The 23,912-nt window shown below is 61.1% G+C and carries 23 protein-coding genes and 2 tRNA genes; 14 read left to right on the top strand and 11 right to left on the bottom strand.

All coding sequences use genetic code 11. The features are described from left to right. Positions 1-2: 2 nt before the first annotated feature. Positions 3-548 (top strand): periplasmic heavy metal sensor, encoded by a 546-nt coding sequence (locus tag C8N42_RS11685; RefSeq protein WP_107816754.1) that lies wholly within the window; start codon positions 3-5, stop codon positions 546-548. Positions 549-611: 63 nt separating this feature from the next. Here the strand turns inward: C8N42_RS11685 and C8N42_RS11690 are convergent, their stop codons facing one another. Then, entirely contained in the window at positions 612-1,994 is a 1,383-nt protein-coding gene (locus tag C8N42_RS11690; protein WP_170109286.1) for a diguanylate cyclase, read from the bottom strand. 144 nt (positions 1,995-2,138) lie between these two features. Here C8N42_RS11690 and C8N42_RS11695 point away from each other — a divergent pair, with 144 nt between their 5' ends. From C8N42_RS11695 to C8N42_RS11720, 6 genes are all read left to right on the top strand, one after another. Further along, positions 2,139-2,417, top strand: coding sequence for a DUF3572 domain-containing protein (locus tag C8N42_RS11695; protein ID WP_107816756.1), 279 nt, complete (start codon positions 2,139-2,141; stop codon positions 2,415-2,417). A gap of 6 nt (positions 2,418-2,423) precedes the next feature. Further along, positions 2,424-3,122, top strand: a complete 699-nt coding sequence (locus C8N42_RS11700) for an HAD family hydrolase (protein ID WP_245890084.1) — start codon at positions 2,424-2,426, stop codon at positions 3,120-3,122. Between the two features lie 154 nt (positions 3,123-3,276). Continuing rightward, entirely contained in the window at positions 3,277-3,876 is a 600-nt protein-coding gene (locus C8N42_RS11705) for a heme NO-binding domain-containing protein (RefSeq protein ID WP_107816758.1), read from the top strand. Positions 3,877-3,881: 5 nt separating this feature from the next. Then, positions 3,882-4,904 (top strand): GGDEF domain-containing protein, encoded by a 1,023-nt coding sequence (locus tag C8N42_RS11710; protein WP_342747970.1) that lies wholly within the window; start codon positions 3,882-3,884, stop codon positions 4,902-4,904. Positions 4,905-4,995: 91 nt separating this feature from the next. After that, positions 4,996-5,070, top strand: a tRNA-Glu gene (locus C8N42_RS11715). An 800-nt stretch (positions 5,071-5,870) separates the two neighbouring features. Next, positions 5,871-6,986, top strand: coding sequence for a Hint domain-containing protein (locus tag C8N42_RS11720; protein WP_107816760.1), 1,116 nt, complete (start codon positions 5,871-5,873; stop codon positions 6,984-6,986). 463 nt (positions 6,987-7,449) lie between these two features. On the opposite strand, the gene C8N42_RS11725 is transcribed toward C8N42_RS11720, so the two are convergent. The 6 genes from C8N42_RS11725 to C8N42_RS11750 all read right to left on the bottom strand — a co-directional run bounded on the left by C8N42_RS11725 (position 7,450) and on the right by C8N42_RS11750 (position 12,926). Then, positions 7,450-7,524: transfer RNA gene (locus C8N42_RS11725), tRNA-Glu, on the bottom strand. 104 nt (positions 7,525-7,628) lie between these two features. After that, a complete protein-coding gene (gene recJ / locus C8N42_RS11730) occupies positions 7,629-9,374 on the bottom strand; it encodes a single-stranded-DNA-specific exonuclease RecJ (protein ID WP_107816761.1) in 1,746 nt (581 codons plus the stop codon). After that, on the bottom strand, positions 9,371-9,916 hold the full coding sequence (locus C8N42_RS11735; protein WP_107816762.1) for a cysteine hydrolase family protein: 546 nt from the start codon (positions 9,914-9,916) through the stop codon (positions 9,371-9,373). The genes recJ and C8N42_RS11735 overlap by 4 nt, the downstream gene beginning before the upstream one ends. An 84-nt stretch (positions 9,917-10,000) precedes the next feature. After that, positions 10,001-10,975: a class II fructose-bisphosphatase gene (gene glpX, locus C8N42_RS11740; protein WP_107816763.1), complete on the bottom strand. Its 975-nt coding sequence runs from the start codon at positions 10,973-10,975 to the stop codon at positions 10,001-10,003. Between the two features lie 232 nt (positions 10,976-11,207). Next, on the bottom strand, positions 11,208-12,518 hold the full coding sequence (locus C8N42_RS11745; protein WP_107816764.1) for a homoserine dehydrogenase: 1,311 nt from the start codon (positions 12,516-12,518) through the stop codon (positions 11,208-11,210). A 93-nt stretch (positions 12,519-12,611) separates the two neighbouring features. Then, positions 12,612-12,926, bottom strand: a complete 315-nt coding sequence (locus C8N42_RS11750) for a hypothetical protein (RefSeq protein WP_107816765.1) — start codon at positions 12,924-12,926, stop codon at positions 12,612-12,614. A 115-nt stretch (positions 12,927-13,041) separates the two neighbouring features. Here C8N42_RS11750 and C8N42_RS11755 point away from each other — a divergent pair, with 115 nt between their 5' ends. Next, positions 13,042-13,527: a hypothetical protein gene (locus C8N42_RS11755; RefSeq protein ID WP_107816766.1), complete on the top strand. Its 486-nt coding sequence runs from the start codon at positions 13,042-13,044 to the stop codon at positions 13,525-13,527. Between the two features lie 18 nt (positions 13,528-13,545). Here the strand turns inward: C8N42_RS11755 and C8N42_RS11760 are convergent, their stop codons facing one another. The 3 genes from C8N42_RS11760 to C8N42_RS11770 are packed head-to-tail and all read right to left on the bottom strand — an operon-like array spanning position 13,546 to position 16,525. Then, positions 13,546-14,268, bottom strand: coding sequence for a TadE/TadG family type IV pilus assembly protein (locus tag C8N42_RS11760; protein ID WP_107816767.1), 723 nt, complete (start codon positions 14,266-14,268; stop codon positions 13,546-13,548). A 5-nt stretch (positions 14,269-14,273) separates the two neighbouring features. Continuing rightward, positions 14,274-14,819 (bottom strand): TadE/TadG family type IV pilus assembly protein, encoded by a 546-nt coding sequence (locus C8N42_RS11765; protein ID WP_107816768.1) that lies wholly within the window; start codon positions 14,817-14,819, stop codon positions 14,274-14,276. Next, positions 14,816-16,525, bottom strand: a complete 1,710-nt coding sequence (locus tag C8N42_RS11770) for a pilus assembly protein TadG-related protein (protein WP_170109287.1) — start codon at positions 16,523-16,525, stop codon at positions 14,816-14,818. Before C8N42_RS11770 ends, C8N42_RS11765 begins: the two co-directional genes overlap by 4 nt. A 363-nt stretch (positions 16,526-16,888) precedes the next feature. On the opposite strand from C8N42_RS11770, the gene dnaG reads away from it, so the two are divergent. The 4 genes from dnaG (at position 16,889) to C8N42_RS11790 (ending at position 22,036) form a co-directional block, all read left to right on the top strand. Next, entirely contained in the window at positions 16,889-18,844 is a 1,956-nt protein-coding gene (gene dnaG, locus C8N42_RS11775) for a DNA primase (protein ID WP_107816770.1), read from the top strand. Positions 18,845-19,091: 247 nt separating this feature from the next. Next, the gene (rpoD, locus tag C8N42_RS11780; protein WP_107816771.1) at positions 19,092-21,092 is read left to right on the top strand and encodes an RNA polymerase sigma factor RpoD; all 2,001 of its coding nucleotides are present in this window, start codon (positions 19,092-19,094) and stop codon (positions 21,090-21,092) included. Positions 21,093-21,098: 6 nt separating this feature from the next. After that, positions 21,099-21,476, top strand: coding sequence for a hypothetical protein (locus C8N42_RS21385; RefSeq protein WP_146168269.1), 378 nt, complete (start codon positions 21,099-21,101; stop codon positions 21,474-21,476). A 257-nt stretch (positions 21,477-21,733) separates the two neighbouring features. Then, positions 21,734-22,036 (top strand): HlyU family transcriptional regulator, encoded by a 303-nt coding sequence (locus tag C8N42_RS11790; RefSeq protein ID WP_107816773.1) that lies wholly within the window; start codon positions 21,734-21,736, stop codon positions 22,034-22,036. A gap of 33 nt (positions 22,037-22,069) precedes the next feature. Here C8N42_RS11790 and C8N42_RS11795 read toward each other — a convergent pair whose 3' ends face one another. After that, positions 22,070-22,921, bottom strand: coding sequence for an SDR family oxidoreductase (locus tag C8N42_RS11795; RefSeq protein ID WP_107816774.1), 852 nt, complete (start codon positions 22,919-22,921; stop codon positions 22,070-22,072). A gap of 126 nt (positions 22,922-23,047) precedes the next feature. On the opposite strand from C8N42_RS11795, the gene C8N42_RS11800 reads away from it, so the two are divergent. Together C8N42_RS11800 and C8N42_RS11805 are read left to right on the top strand one after the other, a co-directional pair. Beyond that, positions 23,048-23,437 carry a winged helix-turn-helix transcriptional regulator gene (locus tag C8N42_RS11800; RefSeq protein WP_107816775.1) on the top strand — a complete coding sequence of 130 codons (390 nt, stop codon included), beginning with the start codon at positions 23,048-23,050 and terminating at the stop codon, positions 23,435-23,437. Positions 23,438-23,523: 86 nt separating this feature from the next. Further along, a complete protein-coding gene (locus C8N42_RS11805; protein WP_107816776.1) occupies positions 23,524-23,829 on the top strand; it encodes a hypothetical protein in 306 nt (101 codons plus the stop codon). Positions 23,830-23,912 lie beyond the last annotated feature (83 nt).

The following is a 23,912-nucleotide window of genomic DNA, read 5'->3' on the forward strand; positions in this document are numbered from 1 at the left end:
CGATGACGGATGAGCGAAACCCCACCCCCACTGCGACCGGAAAGGGCGTGCATTGGAGCCGCATCGTGCTGGTGCTGTCTCTGGCGTTGAACGTCGCGATTCTCGGGATTGTCGGTGGGGCCTTGTTGCGTTGGAACGCCGGTATGGACCGGGCGCGGACGCTGCAGGCACGCGATTTCGGTTTCGGCCCGTTCGTGGGCGCGTTGGAGAGCGGGGACCGGCGGGAGCTTGGGCGTGCATTTGCTCACAGCGCGGGCGATCCGCGGGCAGCGCGGCAAAAGGTCGGGGCGATGTTCGATGCAATGATCAGTGCGCTGAAGGCCGACGATTTCGATGCGACGGGTTTCGAGGCCCTGCTTTCCGAACAACAGCAGGAATTCGCTCGAGGACAACAGATCGGTGCTCGCCTCGTGGCGCAGCAGATCGCAGAGATGAGTGTCGAGGAGCGCAAGGCCTATGCCGCCCGCCTCGAAGCGATGCTGCGCAACCCGCCACGCCCGCCGCATGAGGCAGGTGAGCGGGGATCGCGAAACGGTCCGAGCCATTGATATGGTCGTCTGAGATGGCAAGGGCGCCTGTTTGAGGCGCCTTTTCCATGTCCTAAGGCTGGTTCAGGCGGCGTAGGAACCGAGCGTGACCTGATTGCGGCCCTCCGCCTTGGCGGCATAGAGCGCACGGTCGGCGATGGCGAGCAGCGTGTCGACATCCGGTGTGGCCGCACCCTGATCGCCGCCCATGGCAAGCCCGATGGAGACGGAGATGCTGATCGGGGCCTGGTCCGGGGCGAGCGCGATCGGGCGTGCACAGATCCCGGCACGCATCCGCTCGGCCACGGCGCGGGCTTCCATCAGCGAGGTCATCGGCATGCAGATCAGGAATTCTTCGCCACCGAAACGGGACACGAGATCCATGCTGCGCAGGTTGTCGGACAGTCGCCGCGCCACCTCGATCAGAACCGCATCGCCCGTGGCATGACCCCAGGTGTCGTTCACGGATTTGAACCGGTCGACGTCGATCAGCATGAGGGCGAAATGCTGGCCGCTCTCGCGCGCCTCGCGGGCGATCTTGTCCAGATGGGGCAGGGCGTAATGCCGGTTGTAAAGCCCGGTGAGCTTGTCCCGCGTCGCCAGTCGCAGCCCCTCGTCGAGGGTCAGGCGGAGCAGGTCGGTCTCTTTCTTGCGCCGCATCTGACTGCGCAGGCGCAGGGCCATTTCCTCAGGATCGGCGCCGCGCACGATCAGATCGTTGGCCCCCAGATCAAGTGCCATAAGCGCCTCGCGTCGGTCCTGCGGGCCATGCACCACGACGATACCGGCATCGCGTGTAGCTTCGCGGGCGCGCAGATCGGAGATCAGCCGCAGCCCGTCACCGTCCCCCGCCCCGGTGGAAATCACGTAGAGATCGGCAATGTCACCATGATAGATGCTTTCGAGAAGATGATCGGCGCGTTCAATAGCGACCTCGTCATGCACCATGCCCTTGAGCCCGGCGCGCCAGCCCATCGCCTCCTCGGCGGTGGTCCCGATCAGGATGATCTTGCCGGGGGCTTCGTAATGTCCATGCGCTTCGGAAAATCCGAGAGCATGGGCGGTTTCGTTGCGCCGGCGCAGTTCCTCGGACGTGGCGGAGGCGCGCATCAGGGCACGCACCCGCGCGGTCAGGGTGAGTTCGTCGAGCGGTTTGGACAGCACTTCGTCGGCCCCGGCTTTCAGCGCGGCGATTTTTGCCTCCGGGTTTTGCGCGGGCGTCAGGATGGCGACGGGAATATGCGCGGTCACCGGATCGGCCTTGAGCCGTGTGCAGGTCTCGAACCCCGACATGTCGCCGAGATCGACATCCAGCAGGATCAGATTGGGCCGCTCCGCACGCGCCTGCGTGAGCGTCCCCGCGCCGGTTGTGGCCTGAGAGACGTCATAGAAGGCGGACGCGAGCTTGACCTTCAGGATGATCCTGTTGGTTGGCACGTTGTCAGCGATCAGAATTCTACCCGCCATTGGGGTTCCTTTTGTGCTGTGGCTGTGGTGTCTATGCACCATGGCTCATCTGATTTTTGTTGTGGTTCGGGTGTTGCGTTTGGTTAATAAGTGTCTCTGACAAAGGTTAAAAAAGTGTTTCCATCCCCTTGGAGTAATCCCCAGATGCAGCAGGAATCCGCCGAAGTCATCGGCCTGAAAGTCTTGGCCTGGCTCGCCTCGGAAGAGGAGATTTTTCCAGTTTTTCTGGGCTCTAGCGGTGTTTCGGCGGGAGAGTTGATGGCCCGGGCCGGAGAGGTTGAAATCCTGACGGCGGTTCTCGATTTCGTGACCATGGACGATGCCTGGGTGCATGCCTGCGCGGCGGCTACAGGGCTTGATCCACATGATCCGATGCGCGCACGTCAAGCCCTGCCGGGCGGGGCGCAGATCAACTGGACCTGAGGGCGTATGATGCGTGCGATTGAGGCGATCCTGTTCGACAAGGACGGTACCCTGATGGATTTTCAGGCCAGTTGGGGGCCTTGGGCGGCCTCGGTGATCGCTCGAATCTGTGGGGAGGATACGGTACTCAGCGATGCGGTGGCGCAGGCGCTCGGCTTCGATTCCATGGCCCGGAGATTTCATCCGGACAGCGCCGTGATCGCGGGCACGCCGCAGGAGGTGCTGGACCTGCTCGGTCCGTTTTTTCCGGACGCCTCGCTGGAGACGATCCTGTCATGGCTGGAACCGGACCCGGCGGATTTCGTCCCGTCCCCGGTGGCGGGGCTGGTCGAGACCTGCGGAATATTACAGGCGCGGGGGCTGCGTCTGGGTGTGGTGACTAATGATTTCGAGGCGGCAGGGCACGATCATCTGAGGCAGATGGGCGTTGCGGATTTCTTTGCCACCGTGGTCGGTTACGATAGTGGATTTGGCGGCAAACCGGAGCCGGGACCCTGTCTCGGGGCGGCGGACCGTCTGGGTGTGGCGGCGGGGGCCTGTGTCATGGTCGGCGACAGCTTGCACGATCTGGAAGCGGCCCGCCGTGCGGGGATGATCCCGGTCGCTGTATTGACCGGGGTGGCCGGAGCGGAGGAGCTTTCACCCCATGCGGAGGTGGTGCTTGAGACCGTTGCAGGGCTGCCAGGGTGGCTGTCGGGGCGGTAGTATTGTTGCCGGGGAATTCTGGAATTCGACCGATTTCCCGGCGAATTTGAAATAATTTTAAGCACATGGTCCACGGCATGTCCGGAGGTATTGGTAATTTCTTAAGAGAGCAGCCGTAACAATCCCACCTGTAGTTCTGGGAGGCATGGGTATCATGCATGGGATGATCAATCGCGCGATCCAGTGTTTCATGCGCGATACATACGGTGGACAGACCTGGCAGGCGGTTGCGGAAGGTGCCGATCTCGGTTTCGACAATTTCGAGGCCATGCTGAGCTATCCCGATCAGTTGACGATTGACGTTCTGGGCCGTGCGGCGCGCCAGCTTCACAAACCTGTCGAGACCTTTCTAGAGGATCTGGGAACCTATCTCGTGTCCCATCCGAATGTCGAGGCGATCCGCCGTCTGCTGCGTTTCGGTGGCGAAAACTTCACGGAATTCCTGTTTTCCCTCAATGAACTGGAGGGACGCGCGAAACTCGCCCTGCCGGATCTGGAAATGCCGACGCTGCGGGTCGAGGACTGTGGCGATGGCACCTTCCGGCTCAGTTGTCTGAGTGCAATGCCGGGGTTCGGCTATGCGATGGTGGGCGTGATGCGGGCCATGGCGGACGACTATGGCGCGCTGGTGTTTCTGGAACATCAGGGTTGGATGGATTCGGGTGAGGAAATCATCACGATCAACCTGCTTGAGGCCGCTTATGCGGAGGGCCGTGCTTTCGAGCTGTCTGAACGGATCGGAGGTGAGGTGTGAGGGAGATGAGATTCGATCCGACCCCGCTGATCGCCTTCATGCCGATGAGCCTGATGTATGACGATGCGGGGACGATCCGGTATGTCGCGCCGACGCTGGCGAAGCTACGCGATCCCGAGACACTGATCGGGGCGCATATCTCTGACGTGTTCTCCGTGCGCGACAACGGGCGCGGCAATGGCGAGGGTCCGATCCCGGTGGGAACAAAGCTCTATCTCAACTTCCTGTCGGGCATTTCGACGCCCCTTAAGGGGATGGCGGCGGCAATTCCGGGCATCGGACTGAACCTTCTCAACCTGTCCTTCGGCATTTCCATTGTCGATGCGGTGGCCGATTACCGGCTGACCTCCGGCGATTTCGCCCATACCGATCTGGCGATCGAGATGCTTTATCTGGTGGAGGCGAAATCGGCGGTCCTCGAAGAGACGAAACAGCTGAACGCGCGCTTGCAGGGGGCAAAGGTTGCGGCCGAGGAGCAGGCCTATACCGACACGCTGACTGGTCTCAGGAACCGCCGTGCGATGGATCATGTGATGGAGCGGATGCTGCGCTCGGGCGTGCCCTTCGCGATCATGCATCTCGATCTCGACTATTTCAAATCGGTCAATGACACGCTTGGTCATGTGGCGGGCGATACCGTGTTGCAGCGGGTGGCGAAGATTCTTCTGGAAGAGACCCGGGGCGACGACATGGTCGCGCGTGTCGGCGGCGACGAATTCATCCTGATCCTCAACAAATTCATGGAGCATGAAGGCCTCATGCGCACGGGAGAGCGCATCATCGCGCGGCTGCAAGAGCCGATCCCTTATCAGGACGAATTGTGCCGGATCTCGGGCTCTGTGGGGATCACCACCACGGAGTTCTACGATGCCCCCAATGCAGATGCGATGATCCACGACGCGGATCTTGCGCTTTACAGTTCGAAATACGAGGGGCGTGCGCAGGCGACCATGTTCGACCCCAAAGTGCATCAGGGCTGTGTGAGCGATCACGTGCCACAGCATGCGCGTGGGGAATCCGCTGCATGAGCGCGCGCCGATCAGGAGAAATGCGTGTTTCGCAAATTTTTCCCTTGCACGCCCCCCGCGCATCTCATAAATACCCGCTCACGCCAAGCGCGGTCCGTTCGTCTATCGGTTAGGACGCCAGGTTTTCAACCTGGAAAGAGGGGTTCGATTCCCCTACGGACTGCCACTTTCCCCGATTTTTACATCGAACCAAAACGCTGAAATGCGCTGCACGGTGCTTTTTGCTCTGTGTCTATCAGGAGGCGTGCTCCGTAACATGCGCGGTGGGGGCATGGTTTTGTGGCGGGTTAGATGAGATGCGGCCTGTCCATTGCTCGGGATAGGAGATGTCTCCCAGAGCAACCTGGATCGGAAGCCGCCCACGGCGTTCTATGTTAAGGGACATATGTCCGAAACGAAAAGCATGTAGTTGCATGGCAATCCGCAACCCAAATGACAGTCGCTTCTGACGGTCATGCCGGATTGGCGTGAAATACAAGAGTACCTGCCAACCCAAAAGCTGAACACTTTCCAGTCGAAGCGTCGTTATGGAATGCTGTCAGGAAAACTGTACCAGCCAAACCGGGTCCTTCAGGGCGTGTGCCATGCTTCGCGCCGATGGTCATTGGCCAGAGTTATCGCCACGGCATTCCTTCCCTTTCGACCACCAGTTGCGATGAGTCGGGCCGGACCGCGAGAGGTGGGGCCATGTAGCACCCGATGACACTCGCGAAACGCACCGCCGTTCACAACGGGATCTATTCTTCGCGACAACGACCGGTCACTTCGCGACATTTCCATGTGAATTCGAGGGGAGAAAGGTACAGTTTACGAAGCTTCTCCCGGCAATTGGCGCTGCGACCGCATAGATAACCAACCGATATAGATAACCAAAGCAAGTGCCTTGCCGGGCTGTCGAACAGCACCCGTGTCGGCGCAGGTACCCCCCGCACCGCCGGGGTTTTACCAGTAGAGGAATAGAGACCCATGCCCATCCATAAACTCTTGGCGTATAAGCTGCCTCTGCAATGGAACCAAGCTCCAGCGACTGGCACACCACAGCCCAGCTTCACCTATTCGTCCGCAACGATGCCGACCGATACGCTGCTTATTGACGACAGTAACGGCACTGCCGACGATACCTTCAATGATGAAGCTCCTTCTTCGGTTCCGGACCCGTACGATTATGGAACCCAAGTGGTCCAGGCCGATTTGTTCGGCTATAATGTCACCGGCGGGGTGGCGTCCTCCCAAGCGTACATAACTTTGACGGGAAGCGATGGCTCGGTGATCAAAGCCTATGCCATCACAATAAACGCAGGCAGGCTTACAGGATCAGGGGAAACGGTTACTTATCTCGAAAACATCTATGTGACCACGGAGCCGCTTGTGGACGGGGTTACCTATACCAGAGAGCCTATCACGAATTTTATCGACGCCGCCAACGGCACCGTCGCCTATGCGGATCTTGTTGCCTGCTTTTCCTCCGGCACCGAAATCACGACGGAAACCGGCGTGATGCGGGTAGAGGAACTGCGCGTCGACGATATGGTCCTGACGGCAGATCACGGTTATAGACCGGTGCGCTGGATCGGGTCGCGCCGCCTCGGCGCGGCGGATCTGGCGCTGCGCCCCAACCTGCGACCGATCCACATCGCCACAGGCGCGCTCGGTCGGAACCTGCCCGAGCGCGATCTGACCGTCTCGCCCCAACACCGCATGCTGGTGCGCTCGCGCATTGCCGAACGGATGTTTTCCAGCCGCGAGGCGCTGATCGCGGCCAAGCATCTGTTGGGCCTGCCCGGGATTTCGGAGGCCGACGGGTCCGACGGCGTAACCTACTGGCACATCCTGTTCGACGACCATGAGGTCATTTATGCGAATGGTGCGCTGACCGAGAGCCTCTATACCGGACCCGAGGCGATAAAGATGATGACGCCCGAGCAAAAGGCGGAAATCACCGCGCTCTTTCCCGCGATTGTCGGGATCGACCCAGCGAAGATGCAGGGCAACCCGCGTCCACCCCGGCGGCTGGTCCCCGGTCGCCTCGGTCGGAGCTTTGCCCGCCGCACCGCAAAAACAGGCCACGCCCTCATCGAATGAGGCGTGCTAAAGCGCCCTGCCGTTGATCTGAGCTATCAGATAAAGGCGAGGCGCGTGCGGCGTTTAGATGTTGCGTGGCGTCCACCCAAAAGCTGAGATCGAGGCTTGTGCGGGTTTGGCCGGACAAACTGACACAACTGCGGACAAAGTCGAGCGGGAACAGAACACGGCTTTCCCGAACTGTTACGGGGGTCCTATGCAATGGGCCAAGTGCCGCAAGGTTCCGGAAGGATTGTGTGCAGCTAACCTGAGGGGCCTGTTTACACGGCACGACGCCGATTCTTAAATGTCATGCTCTCAACCTTGACCGATCATGAGGCTGTGCCGCAAGCGGCTGCGGTTGACTTTCCTCTGACCTTCGATCCGGGCGATAAGGTAAGAAAGGCAAAGCGTGAACGGTGTGTCCGCATGCCTCTGCGGCTTGTATCAACAAGTTTTTATTTCAAAGGCTTATTGGGAAAAATGGCAGTCCGTAGGGGAATCGAACCCCTCTTTCCAGGTTGAAAACCTGGCGTCCTAACCGATAGACGAACGGACCGCGCTTGGCGTGAGCGGGTATTTATGAGAACCGCGCGGAGCGTGCAAGAGGGATTCTCACAGAAATTTGCAGTTTTTTTGACAGGGGTGTTTTGACCCGGAGCATCAGGCCTCCGCAGCGTCTTCGAGACGGAGCTGTACAGACTGCCGCCCGCCCCATGTGTTGAGTTCGAGCCGGCCCGCAAGGTGAAACCGCGCGCCGCCATGGCGTTCGAGCGTCGGGCCGAGCGGGCTGTCGAAAGCGCCGAAACAAATGGCGTCAAGCCGGGGGCCTTGCCCTTCCGAGAAACTGATTTTCAGGTGGTTTGCGCCGACCCGCTTGGCGAAATGGAGCGCGCAGGAGGGGAAGGCGAAACGCGGAGCCGGGGCGGATGCGCCATAGGGGCCGGCGGCCTCCAATTGGGCGATCAACTCAGGTGTGGCGGCGCCGGGCATGAGCAAGCCATCGAGTTTCAGGTCCGACGGTCCCATCTCTCCTGCCCCCTGCTTTGCCAGAAGTTCGGCCAGCCGTTCCATCGCGGGTTCCAACTGGTCGCGCATCACGGTGAGACCGGCGGCCATCTTGTGCCCGCCGCCCTTGACCAAAAGCCCCTCAGCGGCGAGGCGCTGGATCGAGGCCCCGAGATCGACGCCCGACACGGACCGCCCGGAGCCTTTGCCGACGCCATCCTCATCGAAACCGATGACCACGGCGGGGCGGTTTGTGGCCTCCTTGAGACGGGAAGCGACGATGCCGACGACGCCGGGATGCCAGCCGTTTCCGGCGGCCCAGACCAGCGGGGCGTCGAGCCCGCGCTGTTCCGCTTGCAACAGCGCCTCGTCGCGCACGGCGCTCTCAATCTCGCGGCGCTCGGTGTTGAGCGCGTCGAGCCGTTCGGCCAAGGCCTGTGCCTCATGCGGGTCGTCGGTGGAGAGAAGGCGCGCGCCGAGGTCGGCGGCCCCGATCCGCCCTCCGGCGTTGATCCGGGGGCCCAAAAGGAAGCCGAGGGAATAGGACGTGGGGGCCGTGTCCATCCGCGCGACATCGGCAAGCGCGCGCAGGCCGATGCGATTACGCTGCGCCATGACTTTGAGACCTTGCCGGACGAGCGCACGGTTCACCCCGATCAGGGGGGCGACATCGGCGACGGTGGCCAGTGCCACGAGGTCGAGCATGGCCATGAGATCGGGGCCTTTTTGCCCGTCGGCGCGCATTTGCCGTCCGACCTCGACCAGCATGAGAAACACGACGGAGGCGGCGCAGAGATGTGCCAGATCGCCGCTTTCGTCCTGTCGGTTCGGGTTCACCACGGCCACACAGTCGGGCAGGGTCTCGCCGCCCAGGTGGTGATCCAGAATCACGACATCCGCATTCTTTGCGGCGGCGATGGCATCATGCGAAAGCGTACCGCAATCGACACAGACGATCAGGTCGTGGTCGCGGGCAAGCCCCTCCATCGCGGGCTCATTGGGACCATAGCCCTCGTCGATCCGGTCGGGGATATAGAGCGTCGCAGGGCGGCCCATCTGGCGCAGCCATGTGATCAAAAGCCCCGCCGAGGTGCCACCATCCACATCGTAATCGGCGAACACCGCGATTTTCTCGCCGCGTTTCACGGCGTCCAGAAAACGCGTGGCGGCCACGCCCATGTCCTTGAGTGTGAGAGGGTCCGGTAAAAGATCCTTGAGTTTCGGATCGAGGAATTGCGCGGCCTCTTCCGGAGCCACGCCACGCCGGGCAAGCGTTTGGCACAGGGCCAGAGGCAGACGGGTCTGCTGCGCCAGAAGCTCCGCCTGACGATCGAGATCGGCGGAGGGGCCGATCCAGCGACGGCCGGTGAGAGAAGCGGAGACATTGAGAAAATCGGTCATATCCCGACTATATCGCCGACGGAGCGGGCGGATGCAAACTCGCCGTGCAGATGACTGACGGCGCTGTTGTGAATCTCTTCGGCGTTCATGGCGGGCAGGGCAGCCCAGGAGGTGTCCGCATTGGCCGCAAAGGCGGCGCAGGCGTCATGGGCCAGCGTGACGGAAAAGCCGAGATTGGCCGCCATGCGGGTGGTGGTGGACACGCAATGCGGGGTCGTGAGCCCACAGATCACCAGATACGTTTCGCCGAGTGCGGTGAGCCGGGATTCGAGATCGGTGCCGATGAAGGCGGAATTGACGGATTTCTCAAGGATGGCTTCACCCGGTTTCGGTGTGACCTCGGGTTTGAAGGTCAGGCCCGTGCCGGAGAGGGGCGAGCCGGGCGTTTTCGAGACATGGCGGATGTGAATGACGGTCCAGCCGGTGGCGCGGGCGTGGATCAAAAGCCGCCCGGCATTGGCTTCGGCATCTGGATTGTTGCGTGCGCCCCATACGGGATCGTTGAAGCCGGTTTGAATGTCGATGAGGATCAGTGCGGTCATGAAAAACTCCCGCCAGCGTCGGGCTGGCGGGAGTGATCTTGGCGGGTCTTACCGGTGAGGGCAACGCCCCGATCCGCGTTAAGATCAGTCCTGACGCGGCTTGGTCGGGTTGCGATAGGTCATGCGACGGATCGAACCGGTTTTCGACCGCATCAGGATGGTTTCCGTGGTGAGGAAGCCCGGTTCGCGTTTGATGCCGTGGACGATGGAGCCGTTGGTCACGCCGGTGGCGGCGAAGATTACATCGGAGGTGACGAGTTCATCGCGCGCGTAAATCTTGTCAAGATCGGTGATGCCCGCCTTGGCGGCGCGGCCCCGTTCGTCATCGTTGCGGAACAACAGCTTGCCCCACATCTGGCCGCCCATGCATTTCAGTGCGGAAGCCGCGAGCACACCCTCGGGCGCGCCGCCGGACCCCATGTACATGTCGATGCCGGTGGAGGGCTCGGCACAGTGGATGACCCCCGCGACGTCGCCATCGGTGATCATGCGGATTGCGGCGCCGGTGGCGCGCAGCTCGGCGAGCATCTCTTCGTGACGGGGACGTTCGAGCACGCAGAGCGTGATGTCCTTCGGTGCGACACCCTTGGCCTTGGCCAGCGCTTCGACGCGCTCGGTCGGGGTCATGTCGAGGGAGACGACGTCTTTCGGATAGCCCGGCCCGATGGCGAGCTTTTCCATGTAGACGTCGGGGGCGTGCAGAAGCGTGCCGCGCGGGGCCATGGCGATCACGGTGAGTGCGTTCGGCATGTCTTTCGCGGTGAGCGTGGTGCCTTCGAGCGGGTCGAGGGCGATGTCGACGGCCGGGCCGTTGCCGTTGCCGACATTCTCGCCGATGTAGAGCATGGGGGCTTCGTCGCGCTCGCCCTCGCCGATGACCACGACGCCCTGAATGTCGAGCTTGTTGAGCTGATCGCGCATGGCGTTGACGGCGGCCTGGTCGGCGGCTTTCTCATCGCCGTGACCGACGTAATCGGCAGAGGCGATGGCGGCCTGTTCCGCCACGCGGGCGAGGCCAAGGGAGAGCATACGGTCGAAGAAATTGGGCGCTTGCGACATGAGTCTTACGGGTCCTTTTCGGGCGGACGGAGATTTTTGTTCCTCTTCATGACCACATGTTCCGGGGCGGGGCAAGGCGGGCGCGGGCCTGTGTGCGCTAACACCTGAATTGTTTGCGCTAACGCATTGGCGCAGCGTAACAATTTCGCGTCGCTTGGGTAAAATTTTCATGTTGAAGCGCAAAAAGAGGCCGCGGAAGCGGCTCCTTGAAACCTTACCGGGCCGGGTGGGATCAGACGTTTTCGATGCGGATCGCGACCGGCTCGGAGGCCAGCACGGAAGTGGCTTTCATACCTTCGAGCGCGGCATCGAGTGAGGCGCGGGAGGTGGCGTCGGTGACGATGAGCACGGGGGCGACCTCGGGGTTGGCGTCCTGGCCGTATTGCCGCATCCGGTCGATGGAGACGCCCGCATCGCCCAACGCGGCGGCGATTTTCGCCAGCGCACCGGGTTTGTCCAGAAGCGACATGCGCAGGTAGAAGGGAGCGGGGGTGGCGGCCACGGCAGGGATGGCTTTCTCAAGGGCTGCGGCGGGCACACCGAAGGTCGGCACGCGGATGCCACGGGCAATATCGAGCACGTCGGACATGACGGCGGAGGCGGTGGGGCCTTCACCTGCACCCGCGCCGCGCAGCACGATCTGGCCGACCTCGTCGCCTTCGAGCACCACCATGTTGGTGGCATTTTCCAACTGGCCGAGGGGAGAGAGTGCGGGCACGAGGCAGGGAGTCATGCGCTGTTCAAGGCCCCGGCCGGTCATCTGGGCGATGCCCAGAAGTTTGATACGATAGCCCATGTCGGCGGCGTGGCGGATGTCCTCGATGGTGATGCGTTCGATCCCTTCGAGCACCATATTGTCGAAATCCACCTGCGTGCCAAACCCGATGGCGGCCAGAAGCGCCAGTTTATGCCCGGCGTCGATCCCGCCCACGTCGAGAGTCGGATCGGCTTCGAGATAGCCGAGAGCCTTGGCGGCCGCGAAGACCTCGTCATAGCTGAGGCCCTCGTTCTCCATCCGGGTCAGGATGTAGTTGCAGGTGCCGTTCATCACGCCCGCAATGCGTTCGATCCGGTTGCCGGCAAGGCCCTCGGTCAGCGCCTTGATCACCGGGATGCCGCCTGCGACGGCAGCCTCGAAGCGCAGCACGGCGCCTTTCGCCTCGGCCTTCTCGGCCAGCATCTGGCCGTGATGGGCAAGCATGGCCTTGTTGGCGGTGACGACATCCTTGCCAACGGCGAGCGCGGCCTCAGTCGCAGCTTTGGCGGGGCCGTCGGAGCCGCCCATGAGTTCGACGAAAAGATCGACATCCTCGCGAAGCGCAAGCGCGACCGGGTCGTCCTCCCAGGCATAGCCGGAAATATCCACGCCGCGGTCCTTGTCGCGCGAGCGGGCGGAGACGGCGGTGATCACCACGGGACGACCGCTGCGTTCGGCAATCAGATTGGCCTTGCGCTGAATGATCTTGATCACGCCTACGCCGACGGTGCCAAGACCTGCAATGCCGAGGCGCAGGGGGGCTTGGGGTGACGTTGATTTCGGCATGGGAGGCTCCGCTCAAGGATGTGTGAAAAAACCTGTCCGCCGTGATAGCGGCGAATACGGGGGGGTGCAACTGTCCGCCGCCGGGGCGAAGGCTCAATTGTTGCGGGCAAGCGTGGCCAGAAGCCGCGCGCGGTCGGTTTCGTTCAACACGGCGGTGGTCGAGAGGGTTTGAGCGCGGGCAGTCAGCGCACGGGCGCGTGCCTCCGTGGTGGTGGCGGACTGCACCGCGCCGTCATATGCGGTGTCGTTGTCGACAGGGGCGAGCGCGGGTGTCGAGATCAGGGAGGGCCAGGGCAACGAGGTGTCGGCGGAAGCGATCCGTCCTGACAGATCCGGGCGCTCGGCACAGGCGATCAACGCGGCCAGAGGCAGGGCGAGTAACGAAAGGCGAAAAGCGGAGCGCGTCATGTGAAATCCGAAACCTGTTGCGAAGGGAGCTTACAGTGCGGCGCGGGCGGGGACAATGCGGCTTTCCCTTTGAGACGAGGCGGGCTAAAGCGGAAAGGCGTTGAAGGAGTATGCCATGACCGCGATCCAATCCGATCTGTTTCTGACGCCCTCGCCGATGCGCCGGGGCAGCGCTGTGGCCTTGCTGGGCCTGCTGGGGGCGCTGCTGCTGCGGGTTGCGCTCGGCGCTGAGGAGATGGAGGGAGGCTGGATGGTCATGCTGATCGCCATGGCCGCGGCGGTGCTCTGGGTTGCCTGGCGTCTCTGGCAGGCGACGGGCGTGCGGCTCGTGCTCACGGAGGAGTATCTCAGAGAAGAGGGCGGGCGCGTTCTGTGTCGTCTCGACGAGATCGAGAAGGTCGAACGCGGCACTTTTGCCTTCAAGCCGTCGAACGGGTTTCTGATCCGCCTGAAAACGTCGGGCGCGCGGGTCTGGGCGCCGGGGCTGTGGTGGCGCTTCGGGCGGCGTTTGGGAGTCGGTGGTGTAACCCCCGCAGGTCAGGGCAAGGCGATGGCGGATGTGATCGCGGCGCGGATCGGTGGGGCGGGGCGGATCGACTGAGGCGGTTGCGCCGGGGGATTACCACCACCAGTAATAGCCGCCGCCGCCGTGACGATCAGACCCACCGCCGGAAGTGTTCGTCCCGGTGTTGGAGCCGCTTGTGTCGACGTCGCTGTCGTCGGAATCCTCATGGGTGGCATTGTTCACCTCTTCCGTGCCGTCGTCATAGATCACCTGAGAGGCGAAGCGCGGTTTCGTGGTCACGATATCGGCAAAGGCCATCTCCGGCAGGCCGACCCGGAACAAAGGCGTCCATGTGCGTTGGGTCTCCACGACCAGAACTTCCTCACCATCGGCCAGAAGCGGCAGGCGGCTTTCGACCTGAGACAGAGAGCCATCGGTAAGTTTCGTGTAGCTGCCGGTCGCATAGGACCAGACCAGCTCGTGGCTTTCGTCGCCTTCGTCGTCGACGATGAACTTGACGGCGGAAACACGCATGTCGATGTCGCCATCGTTGTTGAGGAAGCGGTAAAGATCTGCGAGCCCCCCCATGAAGGTGTCGTCGATCGTGTCGGTTTGACGTGAGAGATAATCGGAGATGGTGTAATTTGCCTTATTCGCGCGCGCCTTGGCCTCGAAAGCGGCGAAGAAGGTATAGCAGAACATCAGGGTGATGATCAGTGCCGGCCCCACGAAGATGGCTTCGAGGGCGACCGAGCCGTCTTCGTCGCGGGAGAACCTGCGGGCGAAGGGGCGAAGGGGATTTTTCGGGAGAAACGGGTGAACGGAGAACATCATCATCTCCCTTAGCTGTTGGGTTCGTTCACGAAACCGGAGGTGGCCACGATGGCGTAGCCGGAGCCTTCGGTCCGTTGCATGGCGGCCCCGAGCCAGGTGGTCGGAAAGATCGGATCGACGTTGACGCAGGCGCGTACCAGCATGAGCTCGTTTTCCCCGCCGTCCGAGAAGGTTGTGGAGGGAACTACATTGGCGGAGCGGTCGATGCATTCGGCGATGTAGGTTGGGCGGGAGAAATTCCACGCATCGACCGGTTCGAGCGCGATGTGAATATTGTCCTCGCACTTGCGCACGTAGCGGGAGTATTCGCAGGTGGCCGCTTTCAGTGACTGAAGCGTGACATTTGGCATATTCCCGAGGCGCACATCACGCACAGCCCGGTCGAGGCCGCGGTCCAGCATGGAGGAAGAGACGGTATAATAGCCGATCTCATAACCGCCCATGATGATAAAGGCGAAGATCGGAAAGATCAGAACGAATTCGATGGTCGAATTGCCGTCCTCATTGCGGGCGTGACGTCGGCGAACCCGGTTCAGTTTGCGCAGGAGTTTCATTCGACCAGCCTCAGTTCGGTGATTTTGCTCGCGATGGCGGAGAAAGCCTCGGAAATTTCAACCCCGTCTACGTCATAGTAATGCGCATCCGAGGAAGCGCAGGATTGCAGAACCTGCTGGCCCGCGCTCGGGGCCTCGAAACCGATGGCGAAGATGATGATGCCTGCCTCTTTGGCGGCGGTGCAAATCTCATTCAGACGGTTGTTCTTGGTCGAGGTGCCGTAGCTGATGCGTGTTTTGTCCCGCCAGTCGTAATAGTCGTCGCTGTCGCCGGAGGCGAGGTAGCGGGCATAGGCATGGTTGTAGACGGTCATCTCCGACCAGACTTCGGCCCATGTCATTTCCCGGATGTTGCCGGAGGCGAGCGTGTAGGGCAGCGAGGTCGAGACGTTTTTGTTGTCGATGCGGGTGTAGCGCATGGTGGTGGTGCAGTTGTAACCGTAATAATAGGAGCAACTGGTACGTTCCGCGCTGACGTAGATGCGACCGTTTGTGTCCTCGTAAACGCCGGTCGATTCGTCGTCGTCGCGATAGGGGTCGGGAATGAGATACTGGTTGGTGTGAGATCCGTCCGTCATCACCACCATGTATTTCTGGGCATCCGCATTGGCGGCCGGGTGGGCGCTGGCCGTGGTGCCTGCGGTCACGGTTTGCGCGCTCTCATCAAGCAGGGCCGCGCCCCATTTCACGCCAAGGTCGATCGAGGTGTTGCCATTGGCCGTGAGCGACTGAATGAATGTGTCGATGGTTGATTTGTCGTTGGAGAACGGCAGGATTTCACGACTGCTTTCCGGGGGGCAGGTTTCCTGCGACAGGGCCATATCGAGATTGTTCCAGTCCGAACTGAAAGCATCGAAATCCATCGTCTGATCATAATAGCGTCCGGTTCCGCCGGAGGCATAATCTATTGCCGTCGTCGAGAAATCGTCTTCTTCGAAATTGATGCAGTGGGATTGGTGATGCGCATTCAGCAGGTCGAGCTTGTCGAGAATGCTGCGACCGGCATTCACCTGTGTGGCATAGGGGATGACCGAAATCGCGATCTCGTCGCTTGCGGCATTCTCGAAAACGGTCTGGGTGAAATCTGTGGCCGCGGATTTCAGGTTGCTCAGTCGGCTGTAGCTGTTCATCGACCCCGACACGTCGAGCACGAGGGAAATTTCCAGACCGGAGAGACCCTGTTCCGCAACGCTTTCGCTTGCCATGGAGAGGGAATCGACGGAGGCGAATTTCATGAAATAGGTGGGGATCGTGGCTGCGATCGAGGCGGAAACCTGACGTCCGTCGCCTAGCGGAACAACGGAAATTTCATCTTCCAGCAAATATTGGCTCAGCCCAGCTTTCGCGAAATAGTCGATGATCACGTCCTTCGGATCGTTGGTGTTCTCGAGGTTGGTAGCCGCAAGTACGGCGCGGTCGAGCGTATTCTGCAATTCGGTTCGAAGCGTTTCATGACGCACGATGTCGATGCCGATCCCGGCCAGAAGCAGCAGGATGACAAAGGAGAACAAACCAAAAATTGCGAGCGAGCCCTCCTCGTCGCGCATATGGCTCTGCGCATCGAGTTTGCGCAGGTGATGGGACGTGGCCCGCAAGACTTCCGAGACCGGCGCGTGTCGCATGTTCTGACGCTCCGCGCGGCCGGTGGCATGGCCCCGGCCCGTGTAAAAATGCCCCGCTTCGCGGCGCGTGATCCTATTCAACATGACACCGTCTCTCAATCGGAGTGGCGCCCCCATATTCCCCAGTGTGCATGGTGTCCGGCCGGGGTTGTCCCGTGCATGACAGACGCCACACGCCGGTATTCTGATCCGCCGGAAACCACGGGTAAAGCACGGAAGGGCTCTGCCCTGAAATGGTCATATTGGGTGGTGCATCGCGGGAAAATTCCGGGAAAGCCATCGGGGGCTTTGGTGGCGCGTCTCGCGCGGTCTTGGTTTTGCCGCATTTCGACAAGATTGCGCCGAATTTGCGCCGTGATTTCGCCGTAATGCGATTCGGAGCCGGTTTATGGACGTCCCCGTGCGGGGACTCTGGACGTTGCGCGGGCGAGGGGCGATACTCGCGCCATGTCACTGCCCCCGGGATTCTTGGATGAGCTGCGATCGCGCCTGTCGCTGACCGATGTGGTCGGTCGCAAAGTCATGTGGGATCAGCGCAAATCGAACCCCGGCAAGGGCGATATGTGGGCGCCGTGCCCGTTCCACCACGAGAAGACCGCCTCTTTCCATGTGAACGACAAGGACGGTTACTATTATTGCTTTGGTTGCCATGCCAAGGGCGATGCGATTACCTTTGTGCGCGAGACGGAAAACGTCGGCTTCATGGAGGCGATCGAAATCCTTGCGCAGGAAGCCGGGATGCCGGTGCCGAAGAGCGACCCGAAAGCGCAGGAGAAATCCGACAAACGTGCGGAACTCGCCGAGGTCAACGAGGCGGCGAACCGGTTTTTCCGGCTCTGCCTGTCGCAACAGGGCGGCACCGCGGCGCGTGCCTATCTCGACAAACGCGGCATGAAGCCCGAGACGCGGGAACGCTTCGAGATTGGTTTTGCGCCTTCGGGCAATGCGCTTTTGCGCGCACTTAGGGATCAGGGCATCTCCACCGAACTGGCGGTGGAGGCCGGGGTGGTCGCGAAGCCCGACGACGGACGCGAGCCCTATGATTTCTTCCGCGACAGGATCGTCTTTCCCATTCGCGATGCGCGCGGGCGGCTGATTTCCTTCGGCGGGCGGGCGATGGACCCGAATGCACGGGCGAAATATCTCAATGGTCCCGAGCGGCTTTTGTTCGACAAGGGCAACGCGCTTTACAACCACAAAGAGGCGCGCGCGGCTTGTGGGCGCGGTCAGACGCTTGTGGTGGCCGAGGGCTACATGGACGTGATCGCGCTGGCCGAGGCGGGGTTCGAGGCGACGGTTGCGCCTCTGGGAACGGCGATCACCGACCGGCAATTGCAGCTCATGTGGCGGATGTCCGACGAGCCGGTGATTGCGCTCGATGGCGACAAGGCGGGGCTTCGGGCCGCGTATCGGGTGATTGATCTGGCCATGCCTTTGCTTGAGGCCGGGAAGGGGCTGCGCTTTGCCATTCTGCCGGAGGGGCAGGACCCCGATGAGTTGATCAAGGCCAAGGGGCCGGACGCGATGCAGGAGGTGCTCGATGGCGCCCTGCCGATGGTCGCTCTGCTGTGGCGGCGGGAGACCGAGGGCAAGGTGTTCGACAGCCCGGAACGACGTGCCGCCCTCGACAAATCCCTGCGCGAGACCATCCGGCCCATTACAGACGCTTCGATCAAACGCCATTACGGCGAGATTCTCAATGACATGCGCCGCGATCTGTTCCGCGGCAAACGCGACGATGGCCCGCGTCGGGCCTGGACGCCGAACGGGCGCGGGCGGTTCGGGAAACAGGTTGCGGTGCCGACCGAGGGGCTGAAGGCCTCGCTGATTGTTTCCGGCGACGAGGCGCAGGCCGACCTGATGCGTGAGGCGGTGGTGCTTGCGGTGCTGATCGCCAATCCGGGGTTGGCGTTGGAATTTTTGTCGCAACTGGAGGCGTTGACGCCCCGTTCGGAGGATCATGCGCTGTTGCTCCACGCGGTGCTGACCCATGCCGAAGAAGAGGATGTCGGGGCACTCAGGGAAAATGTGATCGCGATGGCGGGGCAGGGGGCTCTTGACCGGTTGATGTCGCATCCCCATGTGCAAATCGCGCCCCCTGTGCGACGGCCCGACCGCGAGGTGGCGCAGATGTGCCTCACGGAGGAGCTGGCGAAGCTCAAGGCGCGACGCGGCTATCAGGCGGAGTTGGCCGAAGGCTTGGAAGAGATGCTGGCCGCCGATGATGAAAAGCTGACCTGGCGTCTGCGTCAGGCGGCCGAGGCGCGCAACCGGGCCACGAAGGCGGAGGCGGAAGACAGGACGGAATTCGACATCGCGGAAAACGGGCTTGAGCTGTCGCGGGACGAGCGGGATGCGTTTCGGGCACTTTTGAACCGAATCGCACCGGAACGTGGCAAGTGAGCCGCAAAGACAGCGGGCGTTGCGTGGAGACGCCCTGTGCCACTGGTGCAGGGATGGTTAAGGAAATATGGGTATTCGGGTGGCGAATCATTGATTCGCATGACATGATTCGGGTTTGAGCAGGCGCTGAGTCGGGCAAAGGTCTTGTGGCGGGCGGGTAAACCCGCATCGACAGGGCCGCTGACACGCCAGTGACAGGGCCATCGGGACCGCATTCGGAACCCGCCAGAGTTTAGGGGAGAGCCGCATGGCAGCCAAAGACAATGACGACGCCAAGAGTGACGATCAGGACCAGGACGTGATGCTCGACGTGAGCCAGACCGCGGTCAAGAAGATGATCGCCGAGGCGCGTGAGAAAGGCTACATCACCTACGATCAGCTCAACAAGGTCCTGCCACCGGAGCAGGTGAGTTCCGAGCAGATCGAGGACGTGATGTCGATGCTCTCCGAGATGGGCATCAACGTCATCGAAGACGAAGAGGTCGAGGACGACGACAGCGCGGATGGCGGAGATGCCAAGGGCGGCGAACTCGTGGCGACCAGCGGTTCGCGCGAAGTCGCGATGGCCTCTTCCGAGACCGAAAAGCTTGACCGCACGGATGACCCGGTGCGCATGTACCTGCGCGAGATGGGCTCGGTCGAACTGCTGTCGCGCGAGGGCGAGATTGCGATTGCGAAGCGCATTGAGGCCGGGCGCAACACGATGATCGCGGGGCTGTGCGAAAGCCCGCTGACCTTCCAGGCGATCACCATCTGGCATGACGAACTTCTGTCCGAGGACATTCTTCTGCGCGATGTCATTGACCTTGAGGCCACCTTTGGCGGCGGTGTCGATGAGGACGAGGATGAGGAAAATGTCGTCGAGGGACTGAATGCCGAAGCCTCCGCCTCCGACACTAAGGAAAAGGAGCAGGAATACGACGCCGATGGAAACCCGATTTCCTCCGATGAGGATGACGAGGACGACGAGCAGGCGAATATGTCGCTCGCCGCGATGGAAGCTGCGCTGAAACCGCAGGTGCTTGAAACGCTCGCGCGGATTTCCGAAGACTTCGCCCGTCTCTCCGAGATGCAGGACCTGCGGATGTCGGCGACACTCAACGAGGACGGATCGTTTTCGGAAGGGGCGGAGGCCGAGTATCAGAAACTGCGCTCCGAGATCGTGGTTCTGGTGAACTCGCTGCATCTGCACAACAACCGGATCGAAGCGCTGATCGACCAGCTCTACGGCATCAACAAGCGCGTCATGTCCATCGACAGCGCCATGGTGAAGCTCGCCGATCAGGCGCGGATCAACCGGCGCGAATTCATCGAGGATTACCGCGGCTCGGAACTGGACCCGACCTGGCTTGATCGCATGGCGGAAAAGCCGGGGCGTGGCTGGCAGATGTTCATCGAACGCTTCTCCGACAAGGTCGAGGAGCTGCGCTCCGACATGGCCATGGTCGGCCAGTATGTCGGTGTGGATATTTCCGAATTCCGCCGCATCGTGGCGCAGGTCCAGAAGGGCGAGAAAGAGGCACGTCAGGCCAAGAAGGAAATGGTCGAGGCCAACCTGCGTCTCGTGATCTCGATTGCCAAGAAATACACCAACCGCGGGTTGCAATTCCTTGATCTCATTCAGGAAGGCAACATTGGCCTGATGAAGGCGGTCGATAAATTCGAATACCGTCGCGGCTATAAATTCTCCACCTATGCGACCTGGTGGATCAGGCAGGCGATCACGCGGAGCATCGCGGATCAGGCCCGCACGATCCGTATTCCGGTGCACATGATCGAGACGATCAACAAGTTGGTCCGGACCGGTCGCCAGATGTTGCACGAGATCGGTCGCGAACCGACGCCGGAAGAACTGGCCGAAAAGCTGCAAATGCCGCTCGAAAAGGTCCGCAAGGTGATGAAAATCGCCAAGGAGCCGATTTCGCTGGAGACGCCGATCGGCGACGAGGAAGACAGCCAGCTTGGCGATTTCATCGAGGACAAGAACGCGGTCTTGCCCTTGGATGCGGCCATTCAGGAGAACCTCAAAGAGACCACCACCCGCGTGCTGGCCTCGCTCACGCCCCGCGAAGAACGCGTGCTGCGGATGCGGTTCGGGATCGGCATGAACACCGACCACACGCTCGAAGAGGTGGGTCAACAGTTCAGCGTGACGCGGGAACGTATCCGTCAGATCGAGGCGAAGGCTTTGCGGAAGCTGAAGCACCCGAGCCGGTCGCGGAAACTGCGGTCGTTCTTGGATCAGTAAGTATATATGCGCAAAGTTACACCTCTGACGCGCAAGCGTGCCTTTGCCACCATTAAGGTCGTGGCAAAGGCGATGATGGAAGGTGAACATGCGATTTCATATTCTGATTTAGCCGTAAGGTTAGGGATGCCGAATGAAACGGGAAGAGGACTTGGGCCTATTCTCGATGAAGCTGCTCACATGTGTATTGAGCATAACTTGCCCGATGTTTCTGCTGTAGTGGTCACTAAAGAGAGTTTGTTGAGGGGAGAACCCATGCCTTCGATGGACTCCTTTGTTGATGGTATGTGGCCAATTACTGGAGTGATGATCGAGGATGTTCCCATAATCCAAGCTCAAGTTAGAGAATTTAATTGGAGAGAAGTGCGCCAATTAAATTTGTAAGTGCTGACGACGCTAACTGGTGCGCGGAACAAGGCCGCAAGCCGCCGCGCATCGGTCATGCTGAAAGCATGCCTTCGGCATGACCCGTCCGGCGGTCTGGCGATTTTGTAGGCGCTACGCCACGTTCAAATGTCCGACGGATTTGGCGGGCATAAAGCGCCCTGTGCAACCGTTTCATCGCCAGCCCCCGGTCAGGCGATGCGCGGCTTGCACTTGGGCGGCAAGGGCTTCAAACTGCCGCCCAAACAGGAGGTTCCATGTCCCTTTTCTCGAAACTCTTCGGTGGCAAACCGCAACGCGACGCCGCCCAGAAATCCTCCGCAAAGCCCGAGCTGTACGGCAAGGATTACCGCATTTTCCCGGAGCCGCAGAAAGCGGAAGGCGGTTATCGCATCGCGGCACGGATCGAGAAGGAGTTCGACGGCGAGACACGCGCGCATATGATGATCCGGGCGGATACGATGAGCGATCTGGATGATGCGCGGCAGGAAAGCCTGCGCAAGGCGCAGATTTTCATCGACCAGATGGGCGACAGTATTTTCGACGATCCCCGGATGTGAGGCCCCGCCCGGGCAAGGGCTGGGCCTGAGTGTTCAGAGCGCGGCTTTGACCGTCTCGGCGATCGGCTCGGTCGGGTGGCCGATCAGTTTGGACAGCGTGTGGCTCGCGTCGAACAGCGCGCCTTTGGCGGCTTTCGCATCCGAATCCGCGAGAATGGCGGCGAAACCGGCGGGCAGACCTGCGCCGACCAGTGCCTCCGCGAAAGCGGCCTCAGTCATGTCGGTGTATGTGATCTCTTTGCCGGAAGCTTCCGACACGATGGTGGCATATTCCGCAAGCGTGTAGCCCTCATCCCCCGCCAGTTCCAGAACCTCTCCGTCATGACCGCCCGCAAGCACGATGGCCGCCGCTTCGGCGTAATCCTTGCGCGGGGCAGTCGAGAGTTTTCCCTCACCGGCGGCGCCGAAATGTTGGCCGAGGTCGAGGTCCTGCCCCAATGTCATGGTGATGTTCTCGGAATACCAGCCATTGCGCAGGAGCGTGAAGGGGAGGTCGCTGTCCTTGAGCATCGCTTCGGTCGCGAGGTGCTCTTCGGCCAGTGCCATGCCTCCAGTGTCCGCTTTCAAGAGCGAGGTATAAGCGATGAACCCCACGCCCGCAGCCTTCGCGGCCTCGATGACATTGCCATGCTGGACCGCGCGTTGGCCGACTTCTGACGACGAGATCAGGAGCAGACGATCCACGCCGTCAAAAGCGGTAGTGAGGGCGGCGACATCGGTGTAATCGGCGCGCCGGGTGGCGATGCCCTTGGCGGCATAGGCGTCGGCGGCTTTCTCGGAGCGCACGAGGGCAAGGATGTCGTCTTTGGAGACGAGGGTGGCGAGATGATCGACGACGAGTTGGCCAAGCTGGCCGGAGGCGCCGGTGACGAGATAGGTTGTCATATCCATTCCCTTTTGGATTCGTTTCGAGTACAAGTCTCAGATAGAGACCTTATGTTTCCCTGAAAAGGAGGCACTTTTTCGGGACAAGGTAACATGAAGGTAACCCCTGAATAGGAACCCAAAGCGATGCGCGACATTCCGATGAGCCGTCTGGAAGAATGGAAGGCGATGGGGTTCGACCCGCAAAACTGCCCTGTGCGGCAGGTGCTCGACCATGTGGCGGCGAAATGGACTTCGTTGATCCTGCTGGAACTGGAAAATGGGCCGCAAAGGTTCAATGCGCTGGGACGTGCCCTGCCGGATATTTCCAAACGCATGCTGACACGATCCCTGCGCGAACTGGAGCGCGACGGGTTGGTCGCGCGCGAGGTGTTCGACACGAAGCCGCCCTCGGTCACGTACCGGCTGACCGATCTCGGGCGTTCATTCCTCGGGCCGCTGCATGGGTTGATCGACTGGGCCGGTGCGAAAATGCCCGAGATTGAGGCGGCCAGGGACGCTTTCGACCGAAACTGACCGCTTATCCACAAGAAATTCGGCAATATTGAAACTCGATTAAGCTTTCGTGCGTTGGTCTGGGACAACTGCACGGGAGAGCTGTCATGACACGTATCGCCAAGGCGTTAATCGCCTTTTCCATCGTTCTTTCCGCCGTCGCCCTGTTTGTGCCCTTCGGCAGGCTGGACAATGTCGTGCAGGGGGCGTTCGTGGTGAGCGATGCACCGTTGACACAGGCCGAAAGCGGTGAGGATGTCATCGTCATCAAGGTTCCTGCCGAAGATTTGCAACGCTGTATCAACACGCTGGATCAGGTATTTCTCGGGCCGGTCACGGATGCATCGGTGCAAAGCGTCTCCCTGAGCGCGGACCAAAGCGGGCCGATTGTGCGTTGCGAAGCGGAAGGCTGATCCACACGTTTCCATTGTAAGCCCGTCAGGGTAAACAGTCCTCAAGGTTGTGCGGAGGGCTTCGAAATGACGTGCGTATGGAA

This window comes from Celeribacter persicus, assembly GCF_003050785.1.
In the GTDB taxonomy this organism is placed as follows: Bacteria; Pseudomonadota; Alphaproteobacteria; order Rhodobacterales; family Rhodobacteraceae; genus Celeribacter; species Celeribacter persicus.

Excerpts from the sequence above, each read along its gene's own strand:
- C8N42_RS11685 (WP_107816754.1), top strand. The coding sequence starts at position 3 with ATGACGGATGAGCGAAACCCCACCCCCACTGCGACCGGAAAGGGCGTG.
- C8N42_RS11690 (WP_170109286.1), bottom strand. The coding sequence starts at position 1,994 with ATGGCGGGTAGAATTCTGATCGCTGACAACGTGCCAACCAACAGGATC.
- C8N42_RS11695 (WP_107816756.1), top strand. The coding sequence starts at position 2,139 with ATGCAGCAGGAATCCGCCGAAGTCATCGGCCTGAAAGTCTTGGCCTGG.
- C8N42_RS11700 (WP_245890084.1), top strand. The coding sequence starts at position 2,424 with ATGATGCGTGCGATTGAGGCGATCCTGTTCGACAAGGACGGTACCCTG.
- C8N42_RS11705 (WP_107816758.1), top strand. The coding sequence starts at position 3,277 with ATGCATGGGATGATCAATCGCGCGATCCAGTGTTTCATGCGCGATACA.
- C8N42_RS11710 (WP_342747970.1), top strand. The coding sequence starts at position 3,882 with ATGAGATTCGATCCGACCCCGCTGATCGCCTTCATGCCGATGAGCCTG.
- C8N42_RS11720 (WP_107816760.1), top strand. The coding sequence starts at position 5,871 with ATGCCCATCCATAAACTCTTGGCGTATAAGCTGCCTCTGCAATGGAAC.
- recJ (WP_107816761.1), bottom strand. The coding sequence starts at position 9,374 with ATGACCGATTTTCTCAATGTCTCCGCTTCTCTCACCGGCCGTCGCTGG.
- C8N42_RS11735 (WP_107816762.1), bottom strand. The coding sequence starts at position 9,916 with ATGACCGCACTGATCCTCATCGACATTCAAACCGGCTTCAACGATCCC.
- glpX (WP_107816763.1), bottom strand. The coding sequence starts at position 10,975 with ATGTCGCAAGCGCCCAATTTCTTCGACCGTATGCTCTCCCTTGGCCTC.
- C8N42_RS11745 (WP_107816764.1), bottom strand. The coding sequence starts at position 12,518 with ATGCCGAAATCAACGTCACCCCAAGCCCCCCTGCGCCTCGGCATTGCA.
- C8N42_RS11750 (WP_107816765.1), bottom strand. The coding sequence starts at position 12,926 with ATGACGCGCTCCGCTTTTCGCCTTTCGTTACTCGCCCTGCCTCTGGCC.
- C8N42_RS11755 (WP_107816766.1), top strand. The coding sequence starts at position 13,042 with ATGACCGCGATCCAATCCGATCTGTTTCTGACGCCCTCGCCGATGCGC.
- C8N42_RS11760 (WP_107816767.1), bottom strand. The coding sequence starts at position 14,268 with ATGATGATGTTCTCCGTTCACCCGTTTCTCCCGAAAAATCCCCTTCGC.
- C8N42_RS11765 (WP_107816768.1), bottom strand. The coding sequence starts at position 14,819 with ATGAAACTCCTGCGCAAACTGAACCGGGTTCGCCGACGTCACGCCCGC.
- C8N42_RS11770 (WP_170109287.1), bottom strand. The coding sequence starts at position 16,525 with ATGTTGAATAGGATCACGCGCCGCGAAGCGGGGCATTTTTACACGGGC.
- dnaG (WP_107816770.1), top strand. The coding sequence starts at position 16,889 with ATGTCACTGCCCCCGGGATTCTTGGATGAGCTGCGATCGCGCCTGTCG.
- rpoD (WP_107816771.1), top strand. The coding sequence starts at position 19,092 with ATGGCAGCCAAAGACAATGACGACGCCAAGAGTGACGATCAGGACCAG.
- C8N42_RS21385 (WP_146168269.1), top strand. The coding sequence starts at position 21,099 with ATGCGCAAAGTTACACCTCTGACGCGCAAGCGTGCCTTTGCCACCATT.
- C8N42_RS11790 (WP_107816773.1), top strand. The coding sequence starts at position 21,734 with ATGTCCCTTTTCTCGAAACTCTTCGGTGGCAAACCGCAACGCGACGCC.
- C8N42_RS11795 (WP_107816774.1), bottom strand. The coding sequence starts at position 22,921 with ATGACAACCTATCTCGTCACCGGCGCCTCCGGCCAGCTTGGCCAACTC.
- C8N42_RS11800 (WP_107816775.1), top strand. The coding sequence starts at position 23,048 with ATGCGCGACATTCCGATGAGCCGTCTGGAAGAATGGAAGGCGATGGGG.
- C8N42_RS11805 (WP_107816776.1), top strand. The coding sequence starts at position 23,524 with ATGACACGTATCGCCAAGGCGTTAATCGCCTTTTCCATCGTTCTTTCC.